Source organism: Mucilaginibacter pedocola, assembly GCF_002013915.1.
Lineage (GTDB): Bacteria > Bacteroidota > Bacteroidia > Sphingobacteriales > Sphingobacteriaceae > Mucilaginibacter > Mucilaginibacter pedocola.
Map to the genome: position 1 here is coordinate 207,123 of NZ_MBTF01000038.1, position 26,882 is coordinate 234,004.

General features: G+C 46.3%; 16 protein-coding genes. 6 read left to right on the top strand and 10 right to left on the bottom strand.

Annotated features, from left to right (window positions below):
- Window positions 1–80: 80 nt before the first annotated feature.
- The 5 genes from BC343_RS28600 to BC343_RS28620 form a co-directional block, all read right to left on the bottom strand.
- Window positions 81–908 (bottom strand): alpha/beta hydrolase, encoded by an 828-nt coding sequence (locus BC343_RS28600; RefSeq protein WP_078351233.1) that lies wholly within the window; start codon window positions 906–908, stop codon window positions 81–83.
- A 102-nt stretch (window positions 909–1,010) separates the two neighbouring features.
- On the bottom strand, window positions 1,011–2,396 hold the full coding sequence (locus BC343_RS28605) for an SGNH/GDSL hydrolase family protein (RefSeq protein WP_078351234.1): 1,386 nt from the start codon (window positions 2,394–2,396) through the stop codon (window positions 1,011–1,013).
- A 9-nt stretch (window positions 2,397–2,405) separates the two neighbouring features.
- Window positions 2,406–4,736 carry a GH92 family glycosyl hydrolase gene (locus BC343_RS28610; RefSeq protein WP_078351235.1) on the bottom strand — a complete coding sequence of 777 codons (2,331 nt, stop codon included), beginning with the start codon at window positions 4,734–4,736 and terminating at the stop codon, window positions 2,406–2,408.
- Window positions 4,737–5,222: 486 nt separating this feature from the next.
- Window positions 5,223–7,745, bottom strand: coding sequence for a glycoside hydrolase family 38 C-terminal domain-containing protein (locus tag BC343_RS28615; RefSeq protein WP_078351236.1), 2,523 nt, complete (start codon window positions 7,743–7,745; stop codon window positions 5,223–5,225).
- 41 nt (window positions 7,746–7,786) lie between these two features.
- Window positions 7,787–9,172 carry an SGNH/GDSL hydrolase family protein gene (locus BC343_RS28620; protein WP_078351237.1) on the bottom strand — a complete coding sequence of 462 codons (1,386 nt, stop codon included), beginning with the start codon at window positions 9,170–9,172 and terminating at the stop codon, window positions 7,787–7,789.
- A gap of 377 nt (window positions 9,173–9,549) precedes the next feature.
- On the opposite strand from BC343_RS28620, the gene BC343_RS28630 reads away from it, so the two are divergent.
- Complete coding sequence (locus BC343_RS28630) at window positions 9,550–10,920, top strand: dipeptidase (protein WP_078351239.1); 1,371 nt, start codon at window positions 9,550–9,552, stop codon at window positions 10,918–10,920.
- 108 nt (window positions 10,921–11,028) lie between these two features.
- Here the strand turns inward: BC343_RS28630 and BC343_RS28635 are convergent, their stop codons facing one another.
- Entirely contained in the window at window positions 11,029–12,126 is a 1,098-nt protein-coding gene (locus BC343_RS28635) for a mandelate racemase/muconate lactonizing enzyme family protein (protein WP_078351240.1), read from the bottom strand.
- A gap of 373 nt (window positions 12,127–12,499) precedes the next feature.
- On the opposite strand from BC343_RS28635, the gene BC343_RS28640 reads away from it, so the two are divergent.
- The 4 genes from BC343_RS28640 (at window position 12,500) to BC343_RS28655 (ending at window position 17,050) form a co-directional block, all read left to right on the top strand.
- Complete coding sequence (locus tag BC343_RS28640) at window positions 12,500–13,249, top strand: DUF4290 domain-containing protein (protein ID WP_078351241.1); 750 nt, start codon at window positions 12,500–12,502, stop codon at window positions 13,247–13,249.
- A 207-nt stretch (window positions 13,250–13,456) separates the two neighbouring features.
- Window positions 13,457–14,764 (top strand): UDP-N-acetylglucosamine 1-carboxyvinyltransferase, encoded by a 1,308-nt coding sequence (murA, locus tag BC343_RS28645; protein WP_078351348.1) that lies wholly within the window; start codon window positions 13,457–13,459, stop codon window positions 14,762–14,764.
- Between the two features lie 153 nt (window positions 14,765–14,917).
- Window positions 14,918–16,474, top strand: a complete 1,557-nt coding sequence (locus BC343_RS28650; RefSeq protein WP_078351242.1) for an ArnT family glycosyltransferase — start codon at window positions 14,918–14,920, stop codon at window positions 16,472–16,474.
- Between the two features lie 204 nt (window positions 16,475–16,678).
- Window positions 16,679–17,050, top strand: a complete 372-nt coding sequence (locus tag BC343_RS28655; protein ID WP_078351243.1) for a DMT family protein — start codon at window positions 16,679–16,681, stop codon at window positions 17,048–17,050.
- Window positions 17,051–17,133: 83 nt separating this feature from the next.
- Here the strand turns inward: BC343_RS28655 and BC343_RS28660 are convergent, their stop codons facing one another.
- The 3 genes from BC343_RS28660 to BC343_RS28675 all read right to left on the bottom strand — a co-directional run bounded on the left by BC343_RS28660 (window position 17,134) and on the right by BC343_RS28675 (window position 19,677).
- Entirely contained in the window at window positions 17,134–17,508 is a 375-nt protein-coding gene (locus BC343_RS28660) for an NTF2 fold immunity protein (RefSeq protein ID WP_143822393.1), read from the bottom strand.
- 39 nt (window positions 17,509–17,547) lie between these two features.
- Window positions 17,548–17,919 carry an NTF2 fold immunity protein gene (locus tag BC343_RS28665; RefSeq protein WP_162276968.1) on the bottom strand — a complete coding sequence of 124 codons (372 nt, stop codon included), beginning with the start codon at window positions 17,917–17,919 and terminating at the stop codon, window positions 17,548–17,550.
- 396 nt (window positions 17,920–18,315) lie between these two features.
- On the bottom strand, window positions 18,316–19,677 hold the full coding sequence (locus tag BC343_RS28675; protein WP_078351247.1) for a pyridoxal-phosphate dependent enzyme: 1,362 nt from the start codon (window positions 19,675–19,677) through the stop codon (window positions 18,316–18,318).
- A 153-nt stretch (window positions 19,678–19,830) separates the two neighbouring features.
- Here BC343_RS28675 and BC343_RS28680 point away from each other — a divergent pair, with 153 nt between their 5' ends.
- Window positions 19,831–25,677 (top strand): alpha-2-macroglobulin family protein, encoded by a 5,847-nt coding sequence (locus tag BC343_RS28680; protein ID WP_078351248.1) that lies wholly within the window; start codon window positions 19,831–19,833, stop codon window positions 25,675–25,677.
- A 271-nt stretch (window positions 25,678–25,948) separates the two neighbouring features.
- Here the strand turns inward: BC343_RS28680 and BC343_RS28685 are convergent, their stop codons facing one another.
- On the bottom strand, window positions 25,949–26,809 hold the full coding sequence (locus BC343_RS28685) for an AMP nucleosidase (protein ID WP_078351249.1): 861 nt from the start codon (window positions 26,807–26,809) through the stop codon (window positions 25,949–25,951).
- Window positions 26,810–26,882 lie beyond the last annotated feature (73 nt).

Sequence of the window (26,882 nt, forward strand, 5' to 3'; positions counted from 1 at the left end):
CACCTTAAAGGGCTGTTGCTTAACATTTTTACAACATTTAAAAGCCTAATAACTTATATTAATAACAATACAGCCCAGCCTTATTTTTCGCCATTAAAGTACCTGCTAAAAAACAGCGATTGGTAGGTGATAGAGTTGCCCCAATATTCCCATGAATGGCCTCCCGGGCGCACAGTATAATCGTGCGGGATGCGGCGCATAAGCAATTCTTCGTGCATTTTTTGGTTGCCGCTATACATTACATCGTCGTACCCGCAATCGAAAGTAATCGCCAAAGCGTTGGGTTTTATAAGATATATCAAACTCAAAACGCAATGTTTTTCCCATACTTCCGGGCTTTCGCTGTATTTACCAAGTAATTGTTCAATGCCATAGCTATCGGCAAACTGCCGTATATCCAGCACGCCGCTCATGCTACCTGCGGCGCCAAAAGTATCCTGATGTTTAAACGCTATAAAAAATGCACCGTGCCCGCCCATGCTTAGCCCGGTAATTGCCCTCCCCTTGCGGTTGGCAATGGTTGAGTAATGTTTATCAACATAATTTACCAACTCGGTAGATACGTAGGTTTCGTACATAAAATCTTTATTAACAGGGCTATCGAAATACCAGCCTGCAAAAGCACCATCGGGGCATACTATAATAAAGTGGTAAGTGTCTGCCAGTTTGGTAATGGCGGGGATCTTTTTTATCCAGTCGGAGTAATTACCGCTGAAGCCATGCAGCAGGTATAGCACCGGGTATTTTTTTGATGCTGTGTAATCGGCAGGCTTTACTACAACCGCTTTAATGTCGCGGTTCATGGCGGCGCTGTGGGTAAGGGCAGTATCTACCGTTGCTGCATTAGCTTTAGAGCCTATAAGTGCAGCGCAGAACAGCAGCAGCGCAATAGTTTTTTTAACATTCATGGTTGTATAACAGTATTATATTGAGAGACTGAAATTTGGAGGGTGTGAGATATTTTTATAGCGATGGGTTTCAACCCCATCGCTATAGTTGAGCGAGTGCAATTATTTTGAAGCTACTATTTCTACCTTGTGCGTTTTAGGCTTATTGATGGTGTATATCTCGTTAATCAATACATCCATCTCTTTTTGCCAGGCGGTGCGTACGCTTTTGTAGCGGGCGCGGCTATAATTATCCTTATTGCCATTCACAAAAATGTTTTTTACGGAGTGTACTTTCACCGAATCCATCGCGGCATTATTGTCCTTATACAGCATGCCTTTATCTTTCAGGAAATCGTATTCCATCCACATATAGTTACGCAGGCGGCGTTCAATTTCCCAGCGTTCTTCGTTCAGTTCGCGTATTTGTATGGCTTGCTGGTATTGCGGGGTGGTGCTTATTTCGGCAAGATTAATACCGTTAGCCAAATCAGCTGCGCTCCAGCTACCCATTTTCTCGCCGTCTATCAGCAGATCGTAATTACCGGCGGCAAGGTTGCTAACGGCCAGCATTTCGCGGTTAAAGTCGTGCGTAAAGGGCACTACCTTCAGGCCTTCACTCTGCTTTTTATTGTTCCCCCAGCCACGCGGAATAGTATCTATAGGATAAGGCAAGGAGTTAGCCAAGTAACTGAAAGATATCGATTTAGCACTTCCCGCTAAATTTGAAACTTTGCTATTCACCTGCTTACCAACGGTTTTATTTGCTGCATTTATTGCTACATCGGCCACTACGCCATTACTCAGGCCCTGTGTTTTCAGGAAAAGGTATGCCATAACCAAATGCCCGTTATTATCGGGGTGTATACGGTCATTAGGGGTTAAGCTAAACGTGCTGTCTTTCGCCTGCTCGCGTTTGTTGATGGCATCCATCGGGTGGTAAAAGTCAACATATCCCCAGTTGTTCTTTTTGGCAGATGCCATTTGGTAGTCGATCACTTTTGAGAACGCATCGGCTTTGCCGGGATAAATGTTTTTACCACTGAATTTGGTGGTTTCATCATAAGGCGAACCCAGTATCAATATCTTGCGGATATCGGTGCGTTTTTTCAGCTTATCGGCCAATGCCTCGTAGGTTTTGTATGATGTTGCCAGCCGGGTATCAATAAATTGCAGAGCATCTTTACGGTACCATTCAAAGTAGCCGGTATCGTTCATGCCCCAGGTGAGGGTAAGCACGTTTGGCTTTTTGCCGAATACATCATCATCAAAACGGGTAGCAATATTGCCTATAGCATCGCCGCCTATACCAACGTTATAGCAGGTAATACGGCGGCCGGGGAAATGCGTCATGTAATACAGCCATATATACGAGTGGTAGTGCCCGCCATCGGTAATGCTGTTGCCCACAAAGGCTATACGGTCGCCCTCTTTAAAGGGGGCAATTGTTTGGGCCTGGGCAGCGGTATAAAGGCCCAACCCTATTAGTAACGAGTAAAGTTTTTTCATGTTTGTGTTTTAATTTGTGCCCCAGTTTTTGTTCGGCTGCGCCCCCATGGTTAGCTCCAGTGTACCGCCGGCAGCTATTGTCGAGTAATCTATGTAGCATTTATTGTAGGGCTTGCCATTCAAAAGAGCGCTTTGTATATAAATATTTGAGGGCGAATTATTTTTAGCGATTACACTGAAAGATGTGCCTTTGGCGTATTTAGGGTCGAGTTTCAGCGTTACTTTATCAAACACCGGGCTGGTGATCTCCTGACGGGTATCGCCGGGCGTAACGGGGTGCAGGCCCGCAGCGGCTAACACATACCAAGCCGACATTTGCCCTACATCTTCGTTGCCCACCAAACCCTCAACCGAGTTTTTGTAGGCGCGGCGGCATATCTCTCGGGTCCATTTTTGGGTGAGCCATGGCTGGCCGAGGCGGTTGTACAGGAAAGGCACATGGTGCACCGGCTCGTTGGCGTGGTTGTAGTAATCGTTCCACATCATGTTATCAGGCGTTTTGGCAAAGAGTTTATCCAGGTCGGCAAGCACTTTTTCTTTGCCGCCCATCAGCTGCACCATTCCGTCAACATCCTGCGGTACAAACCAGCCTTGCTGATAAGGGTTGGTTTCGAAAGTACCGTACCATTGGGTCAAGCGCCCCGAATCGGGCCAGGCCTTCCAGCTGCCATCATCTTCGCGCGGGCGGAACCAGCCCTTCTCTTTATCCCAAATGTTTTTATAGCTTTTGCTGCGCGATGCATATTTGGTAACATCTTGCGGGTGTTTTAACCATCCCGCCAGTTGCGATACGCACCATTCGGTGTAAGCATACTCTAATGTTAAAGCAATGCTGTTACCGCCCGATGTGTAGCCTTTATCGCCATTACCGAACTTTTCTACCGAACCCACCGAAAGCTCATAAGCTTTCTTCACATCATAATTGCGGATGCCCTTTGCATAAGCATCAGTTACTACCGATACTGCAGGATTGCCGAACATACAGCCGCTATAGGCATTCAGCAGTTCCCAGCGCTCGAAATAGTTTTTGTTCTTTTCATCAGCAAGCGTAATCAGCGAGTTTATCTGATCGTTCACCAACGATGGGTTAATGATGGTTTGCAGCGGCATCTGGCTGCGGAAAACGTCCCAGCCGCTAAAGATTGTACGTTTTTTGAACGCAGGGTTCAGGTGCGCTTTGCCATCGCCGCCGGGATAATGCCCGTCTACATCGTTAACAATGCGCGGGTCTATCATGGTGTGGTACAGGGCGGTGTAAAACACTTTCTTCTGCTCGGTAGTGCCGCCTTGTATGGCAACCTTGGCTAAAGCTTTATTCCAAAGCGCGGTGGTGCGTTGATGCAGGGCATCAAAGTTCCAGTCTTTTATTTCGGTTTGCAGGTTTGTTTTTGCACCGGCCATGTTCACAAAGGAGATCCCCGCTTTCATCAACACCTGCTCGTTTGCTTTAGTGGCAAAATTGGTGTAGAAGCCGAGGTGTTTGCCTTGTTTTTCTTTAACACCTTTCAGGATGTCTGCATGTGCTACAGCATCCTGGTATTTATCGCTGCCTACTTCTTCGCGCTTGCGCACCCAGCCATCGGGAATATCGGCGCTCCATACGCCATAATCTTTCAACGGCTTGCTGAATTGAGCATAGAAGTACACGGTATACTCGGCATGGCCGTCGCCGTTGCCCCAACCGCCGCCTTCGGGCGTGCACTTCATCCAGCCTTCAATGGTATTGGCGTTAACCACTTTTACGTATTGCAGCGTGGAAGTGCCCCCTACCCTACGCGCCAGATCGATCTGTATGCGCGATAGTTCGTTTTTTGGGAAGGTAAAGCGCAACATGCCGCTGTGCGGCGCAGCCGTAGCTTCTGCTTTAATATTGTTATCGGTAAGCTGTACGCTGTAATAACCTGCCGATGCTTTTTCGCTTGCTTTGGCATAAGCCGAGCGGTAGCCACCCTCGGGATGCTCGAGTGTACCTGCCTTGGTTTTTAGCGTACCCGTAGTTGGCATAACCAGGAAATTACCCAGGTCGCCGTACCAGCCAATGCCGCTCATTTGCGTAAACGCAAAACCTTCGATGCTTTTATGCTCGTAGCTGTAGCCCGAGCCGTTATCGCCACCGGTAATGGTATTGGGGCTAAGCTGCACCATGCCGTAAGGCGTGGCCGCACCCGGGAAGGTTTTACCAAGGCCGTGGTAAACGCCTGCATCGGCAGTACTGGTACTGGCCCCGATAAATGGGTTTACATACTGCGCATAATTTTGAGCGCGTACATTTTGCAAACCCGGCAAAGCCAGTGCTGCAATGGCAAGGATATATTTTTTAAAAGCAGAATACATTTTCATTTTAGCATAAAAACAGCACAAAAACCCGCATGCGCCCATTAAAATGGCGTAACGTAATGGCTTTGCTGCAACGGTTCAATAATAAAACGGCGAGACGGGTGCCGCTCTCCGTGTTTTTAAAAATGGCTTATAAATATGTTCAATATTATACAAGAAAAAACGATTTAGCAAATTTTAGCGGAATTATTTTTCATAAATGTATTTGCGACACTAATGGGGGTGAAATTGACTTAATCTGAACTAGAATTTTTATAGAATTTTAGGAATTAACAGAACACCTAAACATTATCGCCCATCCAGGCGTCCACGCCTGGATGCAAACACTTTTAAGCGTCCACGCTTACTGACGGACAACGTTTTTATGTAAGTAAGCGTGGACGCTTACAAATGTTATTGCGCCGGGCGTGGACGCCCGGCACGGCGGCAGGGTGCTTCAAACCATAGCGATGGGTTTAAAACCATCGCTATGGTTATTGAACATATTCTTTAAATACCCCTCGCGTTCACCAACCTAATCGTCCTTATTCCAAACTTCGGTATGCTAATTCCTGTGCTTAGTCCGCCGTTCTTGGATTTGGTTAATTTTAGAACCTGCCCTACCCTGCCGTCGAGCTCGGTTAGTTGGGCTTTATCAGCTTTCAGGTTAAATACTACTTTACCCGGTGCGACATCGCCTGTATTGAAAAGCCTCACCAGCATATCATTCCCCTCAAAATTCACAGCAGAAACCTCGTAACCCGCCGGCACTTGTATCAACGACTTAGCAGAAGCCGCAGCAGCTTTATCAGATACTACAGCAACCAAAGGTGCATTCCAATTGGCGTTATCTGCTTCTATGCCTGCCTTATCCCATTTGCCTGCGTGTGGCAACAGCGCATAGTTGATGGTGGTAGGGCCGGTAATTTTATGGTCGCGGTTCCAGAGGCCCATGCCGGAGTATTGGATATCTAAAGCCAGCGGAAAATCCTTGCCGTGGGCATAATTGGTGGTATGATCGGTAAACAACGCCATGCCGTATTTGCCCTCGCCATCGGTAACATCTACCCAGTTCAGCAGCACGTTGTTTTTGATGCTATCCCAACGGGTAAAAAAGGTATCGTCCAGTTTACTTTCGGTAACATCAAAGGGAGCATTCTTGTAAACCTTCTGCTTTTGCAGGTTCAGCGGGAAGTAGGCCAGGAGTTTCTCGCGGTCGTCATAAAAAGCTTTAACGGGGTTATCCAGCCTGTAGCTGCCTTTAGCGGTTGGGGCACCAACGGCAGGGTTACCTTTCCAGTCTATGTTAAGCGACACATCTATGCGCGGCTGCCCTTGCGCCAGCGATATGGTTTGAGTGTACGCACTGCCATTAATAGTGCCCTTAATAACAACTTTTGCCTGCAATGGACCATTCTCCAATACTTCGATCTTTGCAGGCGCGTCAGCGGTCGATTTAAAGCCCCCATCGTTATAAAAGTTACCGCGCAATTCGTTAAAGCTTCGGGCATTGGCCTGATCAATAAACTCTTTGTTCCCCAATTTTTTGGCGATGATGCTTTTCATAGTGCCGCCATGGGCAGGGTCGATGATTATTTTGTAGAGATCAGTTTCTAAAAGGTATTTACCATCCGCCAGTTCCTTCGCTATCGATCCGCTTGTTGCTGCTACTGCATTTTTGTTTAATTGATAAGTGGCATAGCCCATTGCAGGCACGCTTGCCCCGAATATCAAAGCGGTTTTATCTGCCGATAACTGAGCCGTAACCTGTTTTCCGCTTGCGTTTGTTAAAGTTACATCGGCAGCATTAAATCCGGCCGGTAGCTGTACCGCAAAGGCTTCTGCCCTGTTGGTTCCCGTGGTGTTATAAACGGTAATGTTGCGCCCTGCATTACCGCTACTAAGTGTTTGCATCGATACACTGATAATACTATCGCAAATGGAGTTTGTATTGTTCGTCCACTTTACCACTTTATCCGCCCAGGTATCGCCGGGTTTGCCGTTGTAGGGAACTATCCAGCAATCGTGGTGCTGTGATAATAGCAGAGTGCGCCAGGCTGAATCCAGTTGCGCCTGAGGCCATGGGGCGTTCTTGTATATCCTGGCCATTGCTGCCAGTTTTTCGGCCATTACCAGTTTATTTTCAGACACCCTCACTTCCTGCGCTATCTGCTGCATCACCTGCGAGCCCCAAACCAGGCTCACCAGCATATCTTCCTGCGATACCTTCCAATCTACGCGGGCATCTTTTTTGGCTATGTTACCAAAGTAGTTGCGCCAGGTAGTGTACTCGCTTTTTAAGGCGCCTTTTTGCCCGTCGCCAATAAAGGGGCCTTCTTTCCAGCCGGCATCCTGCAAGGTCATGCCCACGGGGTGCGGCATACCTGCTTTAAAAGCAGCATTGATGTACTCGGGCGAGTTATTCCAGGCGATGGTTTGCCAGGTAGACTTTGGCGACAGCTTCTCTACATCATACCTCGGCGAGGTGATCAAACTACTGCCATCCGGCCCTATCCAGTTCACCAGTTCACCGGCATGGCTTTGCACATAGCCGCCCCAACAGGTATTAGGGTTTTTAAGCGATGCATATTTAAAGCCGAACGACTTTAATATCTGCGGCAGTGCACTGGTAAAACAAGGCTCTTCCGACGAATAACTACTGAACACGGCTTCCGGAAAATGCGCCTTTACCATCTTCATCCCATAACTAAACTGGCGGATAATGCTTTCGCCCGAGATATTGTAGTTGTAACTCTGTGCATAGGCAGGGTTTACGTATTCGATACGGGTATTGAGGGATTGGTCAGCAAATAATGCCTTAAAGTCGGCGTAGGCTGTGGGGTCTACAGCTTTCGCGCGTGCCCAGGTCTCGGGCTCCAGTTCAATATTTATTTTCCAGTTTGGGTTCTTCTTCAGCATATCGGCCATAAAGCGCGTATTCCAATCGGGGTAATGCCCCCAAATACCGCCGTGGTAGCCATCGATATAATAAGCTGTTTGTGCCGATGCGCTTTGCGAAAATGCTGTTGCCATTAAAGCCGCACAAAATATTTTTGGTAGAAGTTTCATCAATATTAATTAACCAGGGTGATCTCGAAACGATGTGCAACGGGTTTGTTGACGGTGTACATTTCGTTAGTAAGAAGGTCTATTTCCTTTTGCCAGGCCGACCGCACGGCCTTGAACCTTGCCTTTTGGTAAGTAGGAATGGTAAGCGCGACGAAGAAATCCTTTTTGCCATACTTCTGCAACGAATCTATAGTAGCATCGCCATCGTTAAATAGCATGCCTTTAGGCTTTAAGATAGAGTAATGTATCCAGTAATACTCGCGCAGGCGGCGCTCTACGGCCCAGCGTTCCTCGTTGATGTGCATTACCGCAAGCGCTTGCTGGTATTGCGGCGTGCTTGTTATCGTAGCCAGATTTAGCCCCTCGCCCAATTGCGTACCACTGTATGTTCCAATGGTCTTACCGTCGATAGTAAGCTGGTATGGTTTGTTTTGCAAACCTGTTATCTGCAACACTTCACGGTTAAATTCATCGGTGAACGGAATGATCTTTAAAGCCATGCTTTGTGCCTTTTGCGGCTGCCCGAAACCGCTCGGTATGGTATCCATAGGATACGGCAGCGAGTTGGCCAGGTAGGTGAATTTAACGCTCTCCGTGCTTATGATAGGTTGAGTAACATTACAATTTTCCGCTAAAACGATTTTTTTATTTTTGGCATCAAATGTCATTTTAGCTACGCTTTTTCCGGCTAAACCCTGGGCTTTTAAAAACGTGTAGGCCATTACCATTTGCCCGTCGTTTGTAGGGTGTATACGGTCGCTGCCCTCTAAAGTAAATGCCGAATCGGTTTGCTGGCCCTGTTGGTTGATACCCGTCATAGGTGTCGCAAAATCTACAAAGTCCCATTTATTAGTTGAGGCCGTTACCTTTTGTGCTGCGGCTATTTTTTGCATGGCGGCGTTTTTACCGCGCAGAGGTGTTGTTTTTATTTTGGCGGTTTCGTCGTACGGCGAAGAGGCTATCATCACCTTCCTCGTTTCGGGATGCTGCTTAAGTTTATCGGTTATTAACGCAAAGCTTTTGAGCGACTCGGCAACTTTTGCTGTATAAACCGAGTCGACCTTAGCGCCTTTCAGGTTTTGGTAGCCGGTATCGTTCATGCCGAAGGTAAGCGTAACCACTGTAGGTTTGTGGGCGAACACGTCGCCATCCAACCGCTCGTAGATCTGGCGCGACACATCGCCGCCAATACCCGCGTTGAAGAACTCCATACGGCGGTTGGGAAAATGCGTTAGATAATACAGCCAGATGTACGAATGATAATGCCCGCCATCGGTAATGCTGTTGCCGGTAAATACCACCCTATCTCCTGCTTTAAAAGGCGGGGTAGTTTGCGCAGTCAGGCGCAGCCCAAGAGTGGCTAAACATAAGATCAGGTAAAAACGCTTCATTAAAATGAGATAGGCTTACAAAGCTAAATTGATTTAGCAAATAAATGGAGTTTTAATGGGTTTTGCAAGAGGAGAAGAAAAGATTTTTAAAGGAGAATTTTCTAATTCCCTCCCCGGGGAGGGGTGCGGCTGCCCGTGCGCAAAGGCAGGGAGGGGTTTAGCCGATATGCAAAGCGGAAATGCTATGTGGTTACCCCTTCCTCCACCTTCCCCGGGGAAGGAATCGCACAAGCCCCCTGCGCTTTTGATGCCGGAAAAGCAAGTGATACCATTTTATTATTCTATCAATCTCCTATTTTAATTTATAGCGATGGGTTTGAAACCCATCGCTATAAATTAAACCCAACAACACTATATTTGCCACAAACACATTTACCATGACGCTTATAAAACAATATATCGAAGAAAATAAACAGCGTTTGCTGGATGAATTGTTCGAACTGCTGCGCTTCCCATCTGTAAGTGCCGACCCAAAATACAAACCCGATGTTTTGAACGCTGCCAATTATGTGGCAAAAAAACTCACCGATGCCGGTGCCGATAACGTAGAAGTTTGCCAAACAGCCGGCTACCCTATAGTTTACGGCGAGAAAATTATAGATGGTTCGTTACCTACCGTTTTGGTTTACGGCCATTACGATGTGCAGCCGGCCGACCCGCTGGAACTGTGGCTCACGCCCCCTTTCGAACCAACCGTTCGCGATGGTAAAATTTATGCCCGCGGCGCCTGCGACGATAAAGGCCAGTTTTACATGCACGTAAAGGCCTTCGAACTGATGATGCAGACCGATACGCTCCCTTGCAATATCAAATTTATGATTGAAGGCGAGGAAGAAGTAGGCTCGAGCAACCTGGGCATATTTGTGAACGCCAACAAAGAGCGCCTAAAGGCTGATGTAGTGCTGATATCAGACACCTCGATGATCAGCATGGAGAATCCTTCGCTGGAAACCGGACTGCGCGGGCTATCTTACCTTGAAGTAGAAGTTACCGGCCCCAACCGCGACCTGCACTCGGGCGTGTATGGTGGCGCTGTAGCCAACCCGGCTACTATACTGGCTAAAATGATAGCCTCCCTGCACGATGAGGATAACCACATCACCATCCCCGGCTTTTATGATGATGTTATAGAACTCACCGAAACCGAACGCGCAGAACTAAACGCTGCACCGTACGACGAGGAAGAATACAAAAAGGACCTGGACATTGCCGAAACCTGGGGCGAGAAAGGTTACACTACCTTCGAGCGCACAGGCACCCGCCCAACGCTGGAGGTAAACGGCATTTGGGGCGGCTACATTGGCGAAGGCGCTAAAACCGTGCTGCCGTCAAAAGCCAGCGCCAAAATTTCGATGCGTTTGGTACCCAACCAAACCAGTGATAAGATCACTCAATTGTTTACCAATCATTTCCTGAAGATAGCCCCGCCTTACGTAAAGGTAAAAGTTGCCCCACACCATGGCGGCGAACCGGTGGTTACCCCAACCGATAGTATTGCCTATAAAGCGGCACAAAAGGCTATCGCCGAATCATTCGGTAAACAACCTATACCAACCCGCGGCGGCGGCAGCATACCTATTGTTGCCTTGTTTGAAGCTGAATTGGGGATAAAAACGGTATTAATGGGCTTTGGGCTTGATAGCGATGCGCTGCACTCGCCTAATGAGAAATATGATATCTTTAATTATTATAAAGGGATAGAAACCATTCCGTTGTTCCATAAGTACTTTACGGAATTGAGTAAGTAGCGGCCTTTTTCTGAACTCGGATTTGTCGAATTAGAAGAACCATGCAGAAAGCGTGATCTTCCAATTCGACAAATTCTAAAAATTCTTCTAAAATTCGAGTTCAGATAATTAAATACTCCACCGCTCACACCCTTCCAAAAAATCTTCATCCGCATCAGCACCTATTCCCGGAGCATCGGCAATATCTAAGAAGTAGCCATTGTATTGCGCACCGCCCACGCATGGGTCTACTAAATGGCCCAGTTTGCAGGTATCCATATCATAAAATTGGATGTTAGGGCTGGCGTAAACAAAGTGCAGTTTGCTGCTGAGGGCAATGCGACTCTCGAGCATGCCGCCCATCATGCAGGGGATGCCGCGCTCGGCGCAGGTATCGTGTATCTTTTTAGCTTCGGTAATGCCGCCGGCTTTAGCCATTTTAATGTTTACGTAATGGCAGCTTCCGCTTTCTATTTGCTTGCGGGCATCGTGATGGATATACACACTTTCATCTGCCATTATTTTCACCGGCGATATGTTCATCAGTTCGGGTAGCTTATCATCGTACCAGGTGCGCATAGGTTGTTCGCAAAATTCTATGTCGTACTGCCCCAAAGCCTGTAGTGCAAAACTTGCTTCCTCAAAGGTCCAACCCTGGTTGGCATCTATGCGTATCTTCATGTCCGGGCCAACAGCTTCGCGTATTTGCTTAATGCGCTCCACATCGGTTTCGGCACCTTTGCCCAGCTTTACCTTTAATATTGCCGCACCGGAAGCTTTAAAACCGATAGCTTTTTGAGCCATTACTTCGGGCGTACCAATGCCTATGGTGATATCGCTTTCTACAACGCGCTTCTCTCCGCCTAAAAACTTGTAAAGGGGCAAACCCGCATTTTTGGCGGCAATATCATACAAAGCCATATCAAAGGCACTTTTAATGGTGCCATTACCGGCGGTAGCATCATGCAGTTGCTGCATACGAGCAGGTATATCCAGCGCATTTTGACCTTTCCATAGTTTGGCAAAGTCCTTCGCCATGACCAGGCAGGTTTCCTGCGTTTCGCCAACTATCATCGGGAAGGCAGAGCACTCTCCCACCCCGTAAAAACCCGCATCGGTATGCACGCGGATAAAAGTATTGGCAGCATGGTCCATAGTACCGGTAGCAATGGTAAAGGGCTCCATGGGGATGCTGAAGCGGTAGATATCGATATGGGTGATGTTCATAGTGTATGTCTCGATAACAAATCTATTAAATTGTTGGTGGCTATTTAACCGCAAAGGCCGCAAAGTTTTCGCAAAGGAGCACAAAGCCTATCTTGTGGTTAATTTAAGGAACAAACTTTCAGAAGTTCACTTTTGTTCCTTTAGCTTAAATAGAAAGTTTGCAAGCCTTTACGCTTCTTTGCGTTTTTTCTCTGCGCTATTTGCGGCAAAATTTACCACTAAATATCTTTTTGCACTTGCAACACAAAACCAATATCTTTGCGTTCGTACTTCGTACACATTCATTTCGGTGCTCCAGTTTCCATCCTTCGCGGAACTGTCCATGCACCGGAACTTTCTTCAAGACAATTTTATTTATTTCAAATACAATTACATGGCATTAACCAAATTGCCTGGCGAGTTCGATTATAACTCTACCAGGAGCAAACTTTTACTAACCGAATATGGCCGCAATGTGCAAAACATGGTGAAATACATTGTTGCACTGCCCACTAAAGACGAACGCAACAAATACGCACAAGTGGTGATAGACCTGATGGGCTTTTTAAACCCGCACCTGCGCGATGTGGCCGACTTTAAACACAAACTTTGGGACCACCTGCACATCATCTCCGATTTTCAGCTGGATGTGGATTCACCATACCCGAAACCAAGCCCTGAAGCTATCCATCTGAAACCCGAACCGCTCAAATACCCGCACCAACGCATCCGCTACAAACACTATGGCAAAACCATAGAGATGATGATTGAGAAGGCAAAAAACATTGACGAGCCCGAGCGCAAACGTCACATGGTGCAGGCTATCGCCAACTTCATGAAAATGGCCTACGTACAGTGGAACAAAGATTCGGTTGCTGATGAGATCATTTTATCAGACCTGAATTACCTTTCGGGCGGCGAGTTGAAGCTGGAAGAAAACGTGAACCTGAATAAAGTTGAGTTCCGCAACAACAATAACAACAACAACCAAAGCAATAATAATAACCGCGGCGGGCGCACCAACAATAACAACCAAAACCGCAATAACAATAACGGCGGCCGTACCAACAATAACAACCAAAACCGCAATAACAATAACAACCAAAACCGTAACCGCAATAATGGCGGGGCGAAGAAATACTAATTGGGTCATTGGGTCATTGGGTCATTGGGTCATTGGGTCATTGGGTCATTGGGTCATTGGGTCATTGGCGAAAACTTTTTGAGGTTCGATTGTTTGTGTTTCTGAAATATAATTGTTGGATAATTTTATAATCTTTGTTGCCGATAATGAGGGCATAGATAACCGGCGTTTGCCATGATCTATGAACTATAAGCTATGAACCAAACTATGAGAAACGCATTTGAGATACAGGGCGGTAAGAAGTTAAAGGGCGAAATTATTCCGCAGGGCGCCAAGAACGAGGCACTGCAAATTATTTCTGCCGTATTGCTTACCGGCGAAAAAATGACCATCAATAACATCCCCGATATTCAGGATGTTAATAAACTGATAGAATTATTAGGCGATATGGGCGTTGAGGTGAACCGCATCTCGCGCGATGTTTGCACCTTCGAGGCCAAAGAGATCGACCAGGATTTCTTTAACTCCGAAGCCTTTAAAACCAAGGGCGGTGGTTTACGCGGATCTATCATGATATTAGGCCCGCTGCTGGCGCGTTTCGGCAAGGCCTCTATCCCAAAACCGGGTGGCGATAAAATTGGCCGCCGCAGGCTGGATACCCACTTCCTGGGCTTTGAGAAACTGGGCGCACGCTTTGATTATAACCCCGAGACCGGTTTTTACAACGTAGATGCTTCTAACCTTCGCGGTACTTACATCCTGCTTGATGAAGCATCAGTAACCGGTACTGCCAACATTGTAATGGCGGCCGTATTATCAAAAGGTACTACCACCATTTACAACGCCGCCTGCGAGCCCTACCTGCAGCAGCTTTGCAAAATGCTGGTGCGCATGGGCGCTAAGATCAGCGGCATAGGCTCAAACCTGCTCACTATTGAAGGTGTTGACAGCCTTGGTGGTACCGAGCATACCATGCTGCCGGATATGATCGAGATCGGCTCGTTCATTGGCCTTGCCGCCATGACCGGTTCCGAGATCACCATTAAAGACGTTAAGTACAAAGAACTGGGCATGATCCCCGACGTTTTCAAACGCCTGGGTATACAAATGGAGCTTCGTGGCGATGATATTTACATCCCTTCGCAAGACCATTACGAGATTGATACCTTTATCGATGGCTCGTTACTTACTGTTGCCGATGCCCCATGGCCGGGCTTCACCCCCGACTTGTTGAGCATTGTATTGGTAGTGGCCACACAGGCAAAGGGTTCGGTGTTGATCCATCAAAAAATGTTCGAGAGCCGTTTATTCTTTGTGGATAAATTGCTGGATATGGGCGCTAACATCATCCTTTGCGACCCGCACCGTGCTACGGTTATCGGTTTGGATAAACAAATACAGCTTCGCGGTATATCCATGACCTCGCCCGATATACGTGCAGGGGTATCATTGCTTATCGCTGCCCTATCGGCACAAGGCAAATCAACCATCTACAATATAGAGCAAATAGAGCGCGGCTACCAAAACATCGATGCCCGCCTTAAAGCACTTGGTGCGGATATAACACGCGTTTGATCTTAAATATCGAATGATCAACTTCGAATACCGAATGATGAAGTGAAAAACAATAGCTTACTTCATCATTCGGTGTTCGGCATTCGATGTTCTGCATTACCTCTTTTGTTCTTTCGGCTTTTTAAATATCTTTAGCCCACCAAGCAAGCCACAATGTCCTATAAAAACCGGAAGCCGGGCTATTCTAAATTTATCTTAATTTTTGTTGCACTGCGAGTGCTGCTTAACGCATTTGGCATCAGCCGTTTTGGCTTTCATCGCGATGAGTTTTTGCATTTGGTACTGGCCGACCACCTCGATTGGGGCTACAAAGAAGTACCGCCATTTATAGCCGTGCTGGCAAAAATTTCCCTTTCTGTTTTTGGTGATTCGGAATTTGCGTCGCGCGTTTTCCCTACTATTGCCAGCGGGCTAATTGTATGGCTTACGGGCCGTATTGTTGTCGAGCTCGGCGGCCGCCGCTTTGCTATTACCCTTGCCTGCCTTAGCCTTACTTTTGCGCCTGCATTTGTGGCCAGCGGTTATTTGTTTCAACCAGTGGTGTTCGATCAGCTTTGGTGGGTTGTTACCGTTTGGTTGTTTTGCAAATACCTTAACACCGCCGATGTACGCTATTTGTACTGGCTTGGCGCGGCCGTTGGGCTGGGTATGCTTACCAAGTACACTATGGCCTTTTTTACGGGTTCGCTCATCATCGGTATACTCATTAGCAAAGAGCGTAAGCTACTGTTTAATAAACATGTGCTTATTTCGGCATTGATCGCTTTCCTGATATTTTTGCCTAACGTGATATGGCAATTTGTGCATCACCTGCCGGTGATCACGCACATGAAGGAACTCCGTGCTACACAGTTAGATTACGTGAAACCGTCCGATTTCATATTTGAGCAACTGCTGGTAAATGGGCCCTCGCTGTTCATTTGGCTTACCGGCTTTGTTTTCCTGCTGGTATCGTTCAAGTTACGCCGGTTCAGGTATTTGGCCATTGCTTATGTAATGATATTCCTGTTCCTGGTTTATATGGATGGAAAAGCCTATTATATTTTTGGTGCCTACCCTATGCTGTTCGCGGCCGGTGGTTTTGCGGTAGAGAAGCTCATCAAACGCAGCTGGGTGGTATTGCGCGTGGCTGTTGTAGTGTTTTTGATATTGCCTAATTTGTTGCTGCTACCGCTATTCCTTCCTGTGCTATCGTTAGATAAAACATTAGCCGCCTTTAAATACGCCAGTGAACACGCCGAGTTCCTGAAATTCGCCGTTACCTGGGAAGACCAAAAGCAACACCCGCTAACGCAAGATTATGCCGACATGCTGGGCTGGGAAGAAATGGCGCAAAAAGCAGCAGCAGCTTACCACAGCCTCACACCCGAGCAACAAAAGCACGCCCAAATATATGCCGACAACTACGGCGAGGCAGGTGCATTGCACCACTACCACAAAAAATACAACATGCCCGATGTGGTAAGCCTTAACAGCAGTTTTGCACTTTGGGCACCCGATAATTTAGATGGCAAATACATTATCTACGTAGACGATGACGACAACGTAACCGCCCGCCTTGCTCCTCTACTGGAAAGCTACAAACAAACCGGCGAAGTGCTGACGCCGCTCGCCCGCGAAAAAGGTACAAGGATATATATTTTGGTAAACCCATCGCCAAAATTGAATGAAGTTTACAGGGCAGAATTGGCGAAGAAAAGATTGCAGTAGATGCCCCTACCGTCGTCCCGAACTTGTTTCGGGAGCCCACAAGGCAGGTAGCGCTCATGCAAAACGGCTATGCATTGTGGCTTATATGATGGGGTGCTGAAACAAGTTCAGCATGATGTGGTTTGATAGACAGTTAAAAAATAAATCCTGTATAAATCCTTAGATCCCTTAATCCTGTTAAACAATCTCGCTTAATCGTGTACTATGCGCGGACTAAAAACCATCATCTTTCTCATCATATCCAACACCTTCATGACCTTCGCCTGGTATGGGCACCTTAAATTTAAGGAATACGACTGGGGTAAAAACCTTGGGTTGATATCCATCATATTTATCAGCTGGGGGCTGGCGTTCTTCGAGTACCTATTCCAGGTGCCGGCAAATAAGGCCGGCTTTAGGGGCGATGGCGGCCCATTCACCCTGGTTCAGCTAAAAACCATACAGGAGGCCATTACGCTCACGCTCTTTATGGTTTTCACCATCGTATTCTTCAAAACCGAAAAGCTGGGTTGGAACCATTTGGTGGGTTTTGCACTTATTGTGCTGGCGGTGTTCGTGATATTTAAGAAGTGGTAGGTTGCGAAATGTGTCCAGAATGTTCGGGATGCAATTACAGATGTGCAGATGAAGTACCAATTTCAAGGCGTATGGGCAACAGGTTATAAACTATGCGTTAAATAGATAACCTTACCCGTTCGCTCCTCCATTATGATATAGAATACTCCGCCATGGTCTGCCCACAAATGCCCCCACATTACCCAATAGCCATCAGCACGGCCAACGGTATAGGGCTTTTGTTCTGTGATCTCTTCCCTCCCGTATACATCGAAAAGAATTGGTTCTGCCGCTTTAACAAAGCTTTTTTCGTCGGTTATTTTTGCCTTCGAAACAGGATAAGTTCGTTGATATCGCTTTTGTGCCACTAATGCGGCCTTAACGTATTCCTTAGCTACATCCGGGCGCATCTGCAAATTTTGCCATGTTGTATCGCATCCTGCAAATAATAGAACAAATACTATAAGGAGGTTTCTCACAGAATAATTATAAGGGGTTTGTTTAGATAACTATACTAATTACTTCCCGTGCGCTATCGAAAGCACTTCGCCGGTTTCGCCATATAGCACAATACTAAATACCCCGCCCGGGGCATTAGCCGGCAAATAACCATAAATTACCCAATAACCATCGGCAAAGCCAACAGTGTATGGGTGCTCATCTCGGATAACCTCTCTGCCGTATATAGGGAATAATACTTTCTCCGCCGCTTTTACCGCGCTGCGCTCATCAGTAAGGGCAGATGGAGCGAATTTACGTTTTGGCAGGCGGTAATATTTCAGGTTATATTTTATGATGGTCCGTGCATCCTCCGTAGAAAGCGGGAGGTTTTGCCAGGTATGGTCGCACCCGGTAAACAGCAATAAACAGGCGATAAGGAGTTTTTTCACAAACGAAAAATAGCAAAAAAAGACGCGAAGTACCGAGCCGCTTTCAGAATAAATTTATCAGGAAAAAAAGTACCGATTCATTTCCTTCAAAAACTCCCTCTCGTTTATGGGATAACCCGATAACGAACTCAATACAGCATCAACGCCACATTCAGGACACATCGCTGTTTTGCCGCGCGGATCATCCTCGTCTGTCCATATTTCGATCTCTGTTGGAGTAAACTTGGCCAAACAGTGAAAACATACACAAAGCTCCGATCTTAAAACTTCAGCATAATGAAAAATAGAAGCTTTGTGAGCGCGCTTTAAATACTGAACAGAAAAATTTGGCATACCCTAACATACAAAAAAGAGGCGCGAAATATCGCGCCTCTACAAAAATTCTTTCAGCTTAGCTTACGCCGATATCGCGTTGATAATATCGTACTGCGTAATGATCTCTATCCTACCGGCCTCGTCCTCAACCAACACGGCAATGTTATCTTTATTGATCATGCCCGATATCTTATCTATAGAAGTATTCAGATCGATGAACGGGAATGGCGCCGTAGAAATACTTGATACCGGTTGCGATTTGATGCCGGGGTTCTCCATCAGCGATGTCAGGATATCGCTTTCGGTTATTTTGCCTATTACCATACCTTTTTGAGTAACAGGTATCTGCGAAATATTGAGCGATTTGATGGTATTGATAGCTTCCAGCACGGTTTTCTCGCAGTCGATGGTTACGATCTCCTGGCTTTCTTTTCTGCTGAGGATATGGCGTGCGGTCAGTTTTTCTTCTTTAATGAAACCGCGGTCGCGCAGCCAGTCGTCGTTATACATTTTGCCCAGGTAGCGGGTGCCATGGTCGGGGAAGATAATCACCACCACATCACCTTCTTTGAACATATCTTTCATCTGCAGCAAACCCGCCACAGCCGAACCTGTAGAATTACCGGCGAAGATGGCTTCCTTGCGGGCTATCTCACGCGTCATGAGGGCGGCATCCATATCGGTTACCTTTTCAAAGTGGTCTATCAGGCTAAAATCAACGTTCTGCGGCAAAAAGTCTTCGCCAATACCTTCGGTAATGTATGGGTATATTTCGTTCTTATCGAACTCGCCTGTCTCCTTATATTTTTTAAACACCGAGCCATAGGTATCAATACCCAAAACCTTGATGTTGGGGTTTTGCTCCTTTAAGTAACGCGCCGTGCCCGATATTGTACCGCCGGTGCCTACTCCTGCTATCAGGTGAGTGATCTTGCCTTCGGTTTGTGCCCAAATTTCGGGGCCGGTTTGCTCGTAATGCGCCTGCGAGTTGCTCAGGTTATCGTACTGGTTCGGCTTCCACGAGTTTGGCACCTCGCGCTCCAGGCGCGATGATACCGAATAGTACGACCGCGGGTCTTCAGGCTCCACATTGGTAGGGCACACAATTACCTCGGCTCCAAAGGCACGCAGGGCATCAAATTTTTCTTTCGATTGTTTATCGGTACTGGTGAAAATACATTTGTAGCCTTTAATAACTGCCGCAATGGCAAGGCCCATACCAGTGTTACCGCTTGTGCCTTCAATAATAGTACCGCCCGGTTTTAGTTTGCCGCTTTTCTCGGCATCCTCTATCATTTTAAGGGCCATGCGGTCTTTTATAGAGTTGCCGGGGTTGGTGGTCTCTATTTTGGCCAGCACGGTTGCAGGGATATCTTTAGCAATTTTATTCAGTTTCACCAGTGGCGTGTTGCCAACGGTTTCGAGGATGTTATTATACCACATAATTTATATTCTCTACCAGTTCTATATACAAAACAGGTTAAGCCCCAAAATTAGCTTTCTTAAATGATATTTTTTTATGGAATAGTAAATACAACTACATCTTAACATTATCAGAACAAAACCAGTGCACCCCAAAAACCACTTCTAACCCTTATGCAGCCTAAATTTACCTACGCCATCATTGTTTCGTTTTTGCTGATATGCAGTGCGGCCATTGCGCAGCGGCCATTGACCAATAGCCGGCAGAGTAGCTATTACACTTATATTTATAAAGTGAGCGACGCGGATATGCTCGGCTACTACCAATCGCCCGGGAAAGTTTTTGATGATAAGGTTTTAAAAAATCCGGTGGATTCGTTTCTGACGGATAAACATTGGAAAAACACGCTCCCGGCAGGAAATTATGTTAAGGCTTATGCAAATGAGAACAGTTTAAAATATTCGCTCATCGAAAACCACTCGGCCTTTCTGAAGCTTTTTACCAGCACCTACGAACATCGCTTTGCCCTAACCGATAAACAAGGCAATTACCTGAGCAATATAAAAGTTCTGCTAAATGGTAAAGAACTACCCTATGATGCAGCGAGCAATACCTGGTACTTTAAACACCCCAAAAGCACTATAACATTACAGGCAGAACACAAAGGTGTAACTAATTTCTTTTCGGTAAGACCCGATGCCAATTACTACAATGGTAGTTTTATACATCGTTTAAAAACAGCATGGTATCGCTTTAAAAATATATTCCGGCATCACAATAACAGGTACAAGCCATCGCCCTACGGTGGTTTCATGGTTTTTAACAAACCTGTTTACAAACCCCGCGATACCGTAAAGTTTAAAGCATTTATATTCTATCAAAAAAATAAAAAGCCAGCCGCCCAAAAACAACTGCTGGTGAAACTGGCAGGTAATGGCGGCACAAAAAAGTTGGGCATGGTAACTGCCTACCGCCCCGGTGCCTTCGAATATAGCTTTATACTAACGGATAGCCTGGATCTTTCGTTGGATAATAATTACACTGTTTTACTCGTAGACCCGGCTAAACAACCTCAAAAAAAAGCAGGCGATGACGATGACGACGATGATGAAGAAAACAACGCGGCCGAAATGCAGGAAAATAAAAGCGTTTTATACACGGGCAGGTTTAAGTATGAAGAGTATGAGTTAAAATCGATAAACTTCACCATCCGTACCGATAAAAAGGAACACTCGCCCGGCAACCCGTTATCAGTATATTTAAAAGCGGTGGATGAAAATGGGCTTCCGGTAGCAGACGGGCGCGTACTTTTAAATTTGCGTACCCGTAACGTAAGCAATTATAAAATAAACCACCAGTTTGTACCCGATACACTTTGGACACACAAAATTGATTTAGAGCCCGTTGGGGAAACAAAGATACTAATACCTGATTCGATATTCCCGAAAGCGGATGTACGCTACGAAATAGGCGCTCAGTTTTTAAACGCCGACAACGAACCACAGTACAAAGAGGCCTCGGCTGAATTTAATTGTGAGCGGTTTACTTTAAGTACCGAAGAGGTAAACGATTCGCTGAAGATAAACCATCTGGAGTTTGGAAAACCCTATAAAACAAAAGGTATTGTAAGCTCAATTAATGCTGACGGCGATACACTGACAAAGCAAAGCATTACGCTACCCGGCTTTGTGCTGATAAACCCCAATGCCGCTGAATATAACATAGAAACGGATAGTACCGATACCGATGTGGATCTGAAAAGATCTGAAGGTAATATATCTGCCTCAAGCGAGCGCACTAAAGATTCGGTATATTTAAGCGTGGCCAACCCTCGCAAATTGCATTTCTTTTATTCAGTGTTTGCAGGTAATAAGCTGATAGATGGCGGGCAGGCCACTGAATTATTTTACAAAAAGGCGTTGCCATCATCTGTCCCGGTTATCTTTAGCATCAATTATATATGGGCTGGCGTAGTAAGAACAGAAAATGTATGCCCTGCTTATAGACCAGATTTGCTTAACATTGCTGTAAACCAACCAGTAACTGTTTACCCCGGCCAAAAAGTAAAAACAGATATCGTAGTGACCGATGCAACCGGAAAGCCTGTTGTTAATACCGATGTTACCGCCTGGGCACTCACCAAAAAATTTGAATACAGGGAGCCCTATGTTCCGTACGTAGGCAAACCAACATTCTATCCCGAACCTAAGAAACCGATAAGAAAGAAAGACACGGGATTTGAAGGTAACATAAAACTAAACTGGCAACGCTGGGCGCTTGAGGCGGGGTTAGATAGCATTGCCTATTACCAATTTACCCATCCCAAAGGGAATGTTTACCGCATAGAAGAACCCGGAATTGATACGATAACCCAAGTAGCGCCATTTGTAGTAAAAGATGGCAATATATTGCCCGTCCATGTTTTATATATCGATCACGTTCCAGTTTACTTTAGCCAGGCGCAGCAATTGCAGCCTTACAGCTTTAAGGTATCGCCGGGCTACCACTTTATTTCTATACGCACGGCAAAGTTGGATTTAAGTATGGATAGTGTATGGGTACCGAGATCAAAAAAACTCATTTTGAGCATTAACGGCAATACCTGGCCTTCACAACCCGTTGCGGACAGCCTGCCTGTTGCGGAGGCAAATAACATCAACAAATACATGATAGGCGTGGTAAACAATTTTGGCATAAAACAAACCAGGATATCGCAAGCCGACCGCCTATATGTACTAAACCCCTCAGGAGTTGCCGGCAATATTGTGCTTGCGGGGCCGCTTGCACCAGCATTTACTCTATTTGAGCGCAAGGACGAAAAGCCGACGCTATTTACTGCCGAAGCAAACTACACATATCTGTTTGAACCGGGGCTTATCACTCAAAAAGATATTAAAACACCTTATCCTTTCTCACGTAATTTATCGCACATAACCGGCGCTACCAATTACCGCCAATATGTAATCAGCAATAATGCGGCCGACAGCCTTTGGCAAAACCTTCTGGACCAGCGGGCAAACACCTCGCAGTTATTCAACAACCCGTCACCTGCCACCAGGCAAACCGGCGAACTGGAATTTAAACGCATGGTGAAGGAAAACGAAAACCCTATACTAATTAAAAACATCATTTTTTACCGATACGATGACCCGGACTACTTACAGGTATTCCCGGGCAACAGGCAACGCTTCGGCCAACTGGACCAAGGGAAGTACCGTGTATTTTTTCTACTGAAAGGCGATACTTACACTATTAAAGAGAACATTGAGATAAAGCCGCACGGAACCAACCACTACGACATTGCCATTAGCCCGGAGCATGCCCGCGATTCGGTAAGTATTAAAATAAGCAATACTATCAATGGCCGCAGCGGCACCATTTATCAATTCAACGATAACGAAATACAAAACGATGCTTTGCGGTTAAAAGAAGCTTTTAACGATAAATACCTTGCCGCTAATGGCTTTACAGCATTGGTGAGCGGAAAAATAGTAGATAACGGGGATAAACAGCCGCTTGTTGGTGTATTGATAAAGATAAAGGGAACCAATATTGCCACCATGACTGACTTAAATGGCACATTCAGGCTATACGGGCCACCACGCGGCAAACTGGTAATTGCCTATATAGGGTATCACACTCAGGAAATCACTTACAATGCAGGCACCGGCCTGTACGTGAAAATGATAGCCGCTGCTAACCATTTGACTGAAGTAGTAGTGGTAGGGTACGGTACTACAAGAAGAATGAGCATGACCGGTTCAGTTAGTTCAATTTCTTTGAATAATGCATTGGCCGGTAAAGTGGCGGGGCTGCAAGTGCGTAGCCCGGACTATGCTTTAGGCCGCAACACGCAAGTTATGCTGAGAGGAGCGTCCGGTTTTGCAGGAGGGCAGGCTGCTCTTTATGTGGTGAATGGTGAAATAGTTAAAGATTTAAAGGGTATTGATCCTGCAATGATTAGCGACGTAACCATACTTAAAGACGCCGCAGCAACAGCGTTATATGGCTCAAGGGCAGCCAACGGCGTAATAATCGTTAGCACAAAGACCAAAACAGCTACTGAAGAAAGAAGTACAGAATCTCCCCTTGGTGAAGGAGCCCAAACCCTCCGCAAAAACTTCAGCGACTATGCCCACTGGCAACCCAAACTCATAACCGACGACAACGGCAAGGCCAGCTTCACCAGTACCTTCCCCGATGATATTACCAACTGGCGCACCTACGTGGTTGCCATAAACGGGCATCGGCAGAGCGGTTTTTCGGAGAAGCAGGTCAAATCATTCAAACCCCTTAGCGCTAACTTTATAGCGCCGCAGTTTGCTGTAGAGGGCGATGAGATGCAACTGATTGGCAAAGTGATGAACTACGCCTCTACCCCCGCTTTGGTTAGCCGTGCTTTTAAATACAACGGGAAGGTTATAACACAAGGCGATCTGCAAGTGGTAAACGCCAAAATAGATACGCTCGCCATTACGGCATCGGCAACGGATAGCCTCGAATTTGAGTACAGCATTAAGCGCGATAACGGTTATTTTGATGGAGAACAACGTAAGATACCCGTAATAAAACAAGGCACGCAGGAAACAAAAGGCATTTTTGAAGCGATGGACAGGGATACCACGGTAAACCTCAAATTCGACCCGACGATGGGGCCTGTAACTTTCAGGGCCGAAGCTTCTGCCCTACCCGCCCTGGCCGAAGAAGCCAAACGCCTGCGCGAATACAAATACCTCTGCAACGAGCAGCTGGCATCGAAACTGAAAGGGCTTTTATCGGAAAAACGAATCAAAACCTTTTTGGGCGAACCGTTCAAATACGAGCGTAACATCACCGAAGTGATAAAAAAACTGCAACAAAACCGTAAAACCAACGGTACATGGGGCTGGTGGGCCAATACCGACGACGAGCTTTGGATAAGCCTGCACGCCGTAGAAGCACTTACCGAAGCACAAAAAATGGGCTACGCCGTTGATCTGAATAAAAAGAAACTAACCGACTACCTGGTTTATCAACTGGAAAGCTACCGCGGCGAAGACAAACTCACCTGCCTGCAATTGCTTCATCAAATGGGCGCAAAAGTAGACTACAACAAATACCTCGGCGTTATAGATGCCGATTATAAAAAGCAAAAAGACGTAAGCACCTACGCCCGCCTGAAGCTGATGCGGCTTAAACAGCAGACCGGGCTGAGTATAAAAACCGATAGCCTTATCCGCACAGCGCACAAAACCATGTTCGGCAATATGTATTGGGGCGAGGAGAGTTACAGGTTCTTTGATAACGCTATTCAACTGAGTGCGATCGCTTACAATATTATCAAAGCAGAAAGCAAACATCCGGAGGTATTGGCCAAAATACGCGGGTACTTTTTAGAGCAGCGAAAACAGGGTGAATGGCGCAACACCTACGAAAGTGCGCTGATACTGGAAACCCTGCTGCCCGACCTGCTTCTGAAAGACGCGCAAATAAAGCCCGCTGTGCTCACGTTAAAGGGTAGCATAACAGAAACCATAACGGCGTTCCCTTACACTACTACATTGAAGGATAACACCGTCAGCGTAAGCAAAACCGGCAGCTTGCCTGTTTACATTACCGGCTACCAGCAATTTTGGAACAACAAACCCGAAAAGGTAAGTAAGGATTTTAAGGTAGATACCTGGTTCGAGCGGAAAGGCGATAAAGTAACCAAACTAAAAGGCGGCGAAGCGGTGGAACTAAAAGCAGAAGTAACCGCCAAAGGCGATGCCGATTTTGTAATGGTTGAAATACCTATCCCCGCCGGCTGCTCTTACGAAAGCAAGGACCAGCAATGGAGCAATAACGAAGTACACCGCGAATTTTTTAAAGAAAAGGTAAGCATCTTTTGCCGCAAGCTAAAACAGGGTACTTACACCTTCACGGTAAAACTAATGCCCCGCTACAGCGGTAATTACACGCTTAACCCCGCCAAAGCCGAGCAAATGTATTTCCCTGTGTTTTATGGCAGAGAAGTGATGAAGAAGGTGGTGGTTCAATAGGTTATTGGTTCATTAGTTCATTTGTGACTGGCATCATAAAAAAACGTCGTGCTGCAACTTGTTTCAACATCCCACACGGCAGGTAATGATTATGTAAAGCGGCAATGCTATGCGTAAATGCATGATGGGATGTTGAAACAAGTTCAACATGACGTGTGGTAATAAAAGCCGAAGGCCCGCGTAAACGCGGGCCTTCGGCTTTTATGTTTATCATCATTGTTCACTGATCACTCACCAATGAACAATTGAACCATTGAACTAATGAACCAACTTAAAACTTCAGGTGTTTCACCGTCAACCCGTTGTTGATGAGTTGTTTTAGTGACTCTATACCTACATGCAGGTGTGTTTCTACATATTGTTCGGTTACGCTCGAATCGCTTTCGGCGGTTTTTACACCTTCGGGTATCATTGGCTGGTCAGATACCAGCAGCAATGCGCCTGTTGGTATTTTGTTGGCGAAGCCTGTGGTGAATATGGTAGCTGTCTCCATGTCAATAGCCATGGCGCGCAGATCCTTCAGGTATTTCTTAAACTCTTTATCATGCTCCCAAACGCGGCGGTTGGTGGTGTAGCAGGTTCCGGTCCAGTAATCGCGGCCATAATCGCGTATGGTGGTTGATATAGCTTTCTGCAGGGCAAATGATGGCAGTGCGGGCACTTCGGCAGGCAGGTAATCGTTTGATGTACCTTCGCCGCGTATAGCAGCTATAGGCAGTATAAGGTCGCCTACATTGTTCTTCTTTTTCAAGCCGCCGCATTTGCCCAAAAATATCACTGCTTCAGGCTGTATAGCGGTAAGCAGGTCCATTATGGTTGCAGCTACCGAGCTACCCATACCGAAGTTGATAATGGTAATACCGTTGGCCGTTACGCTTTGCATCGGTTTATCTAAACCCATTATAGGCGCATTCTCGTGCCATTCGGAAAATAGCTGCAGGTACTTAGAGAAATTGGTGAGGATAATATACTTGCCAAAATCATTCAACGGGCGGCCGGTGTAGCGTGGCAGCCAGTTAGCAACAATGGCCTCTTTGGTTTTCAGTCCCGATTTTACGGGCGACGATACTTCTTTTACTTTTTTGTCGGTTGCAGGGGTTTCGTCTTTTTTAACATCTAATTGTTCGTTCATTTTTTGAGTTCTCCTTATTATTTTATCCCATCGGCGAATTCCTTTGGGGGCGTTCAAAAACCTTTTTATACAG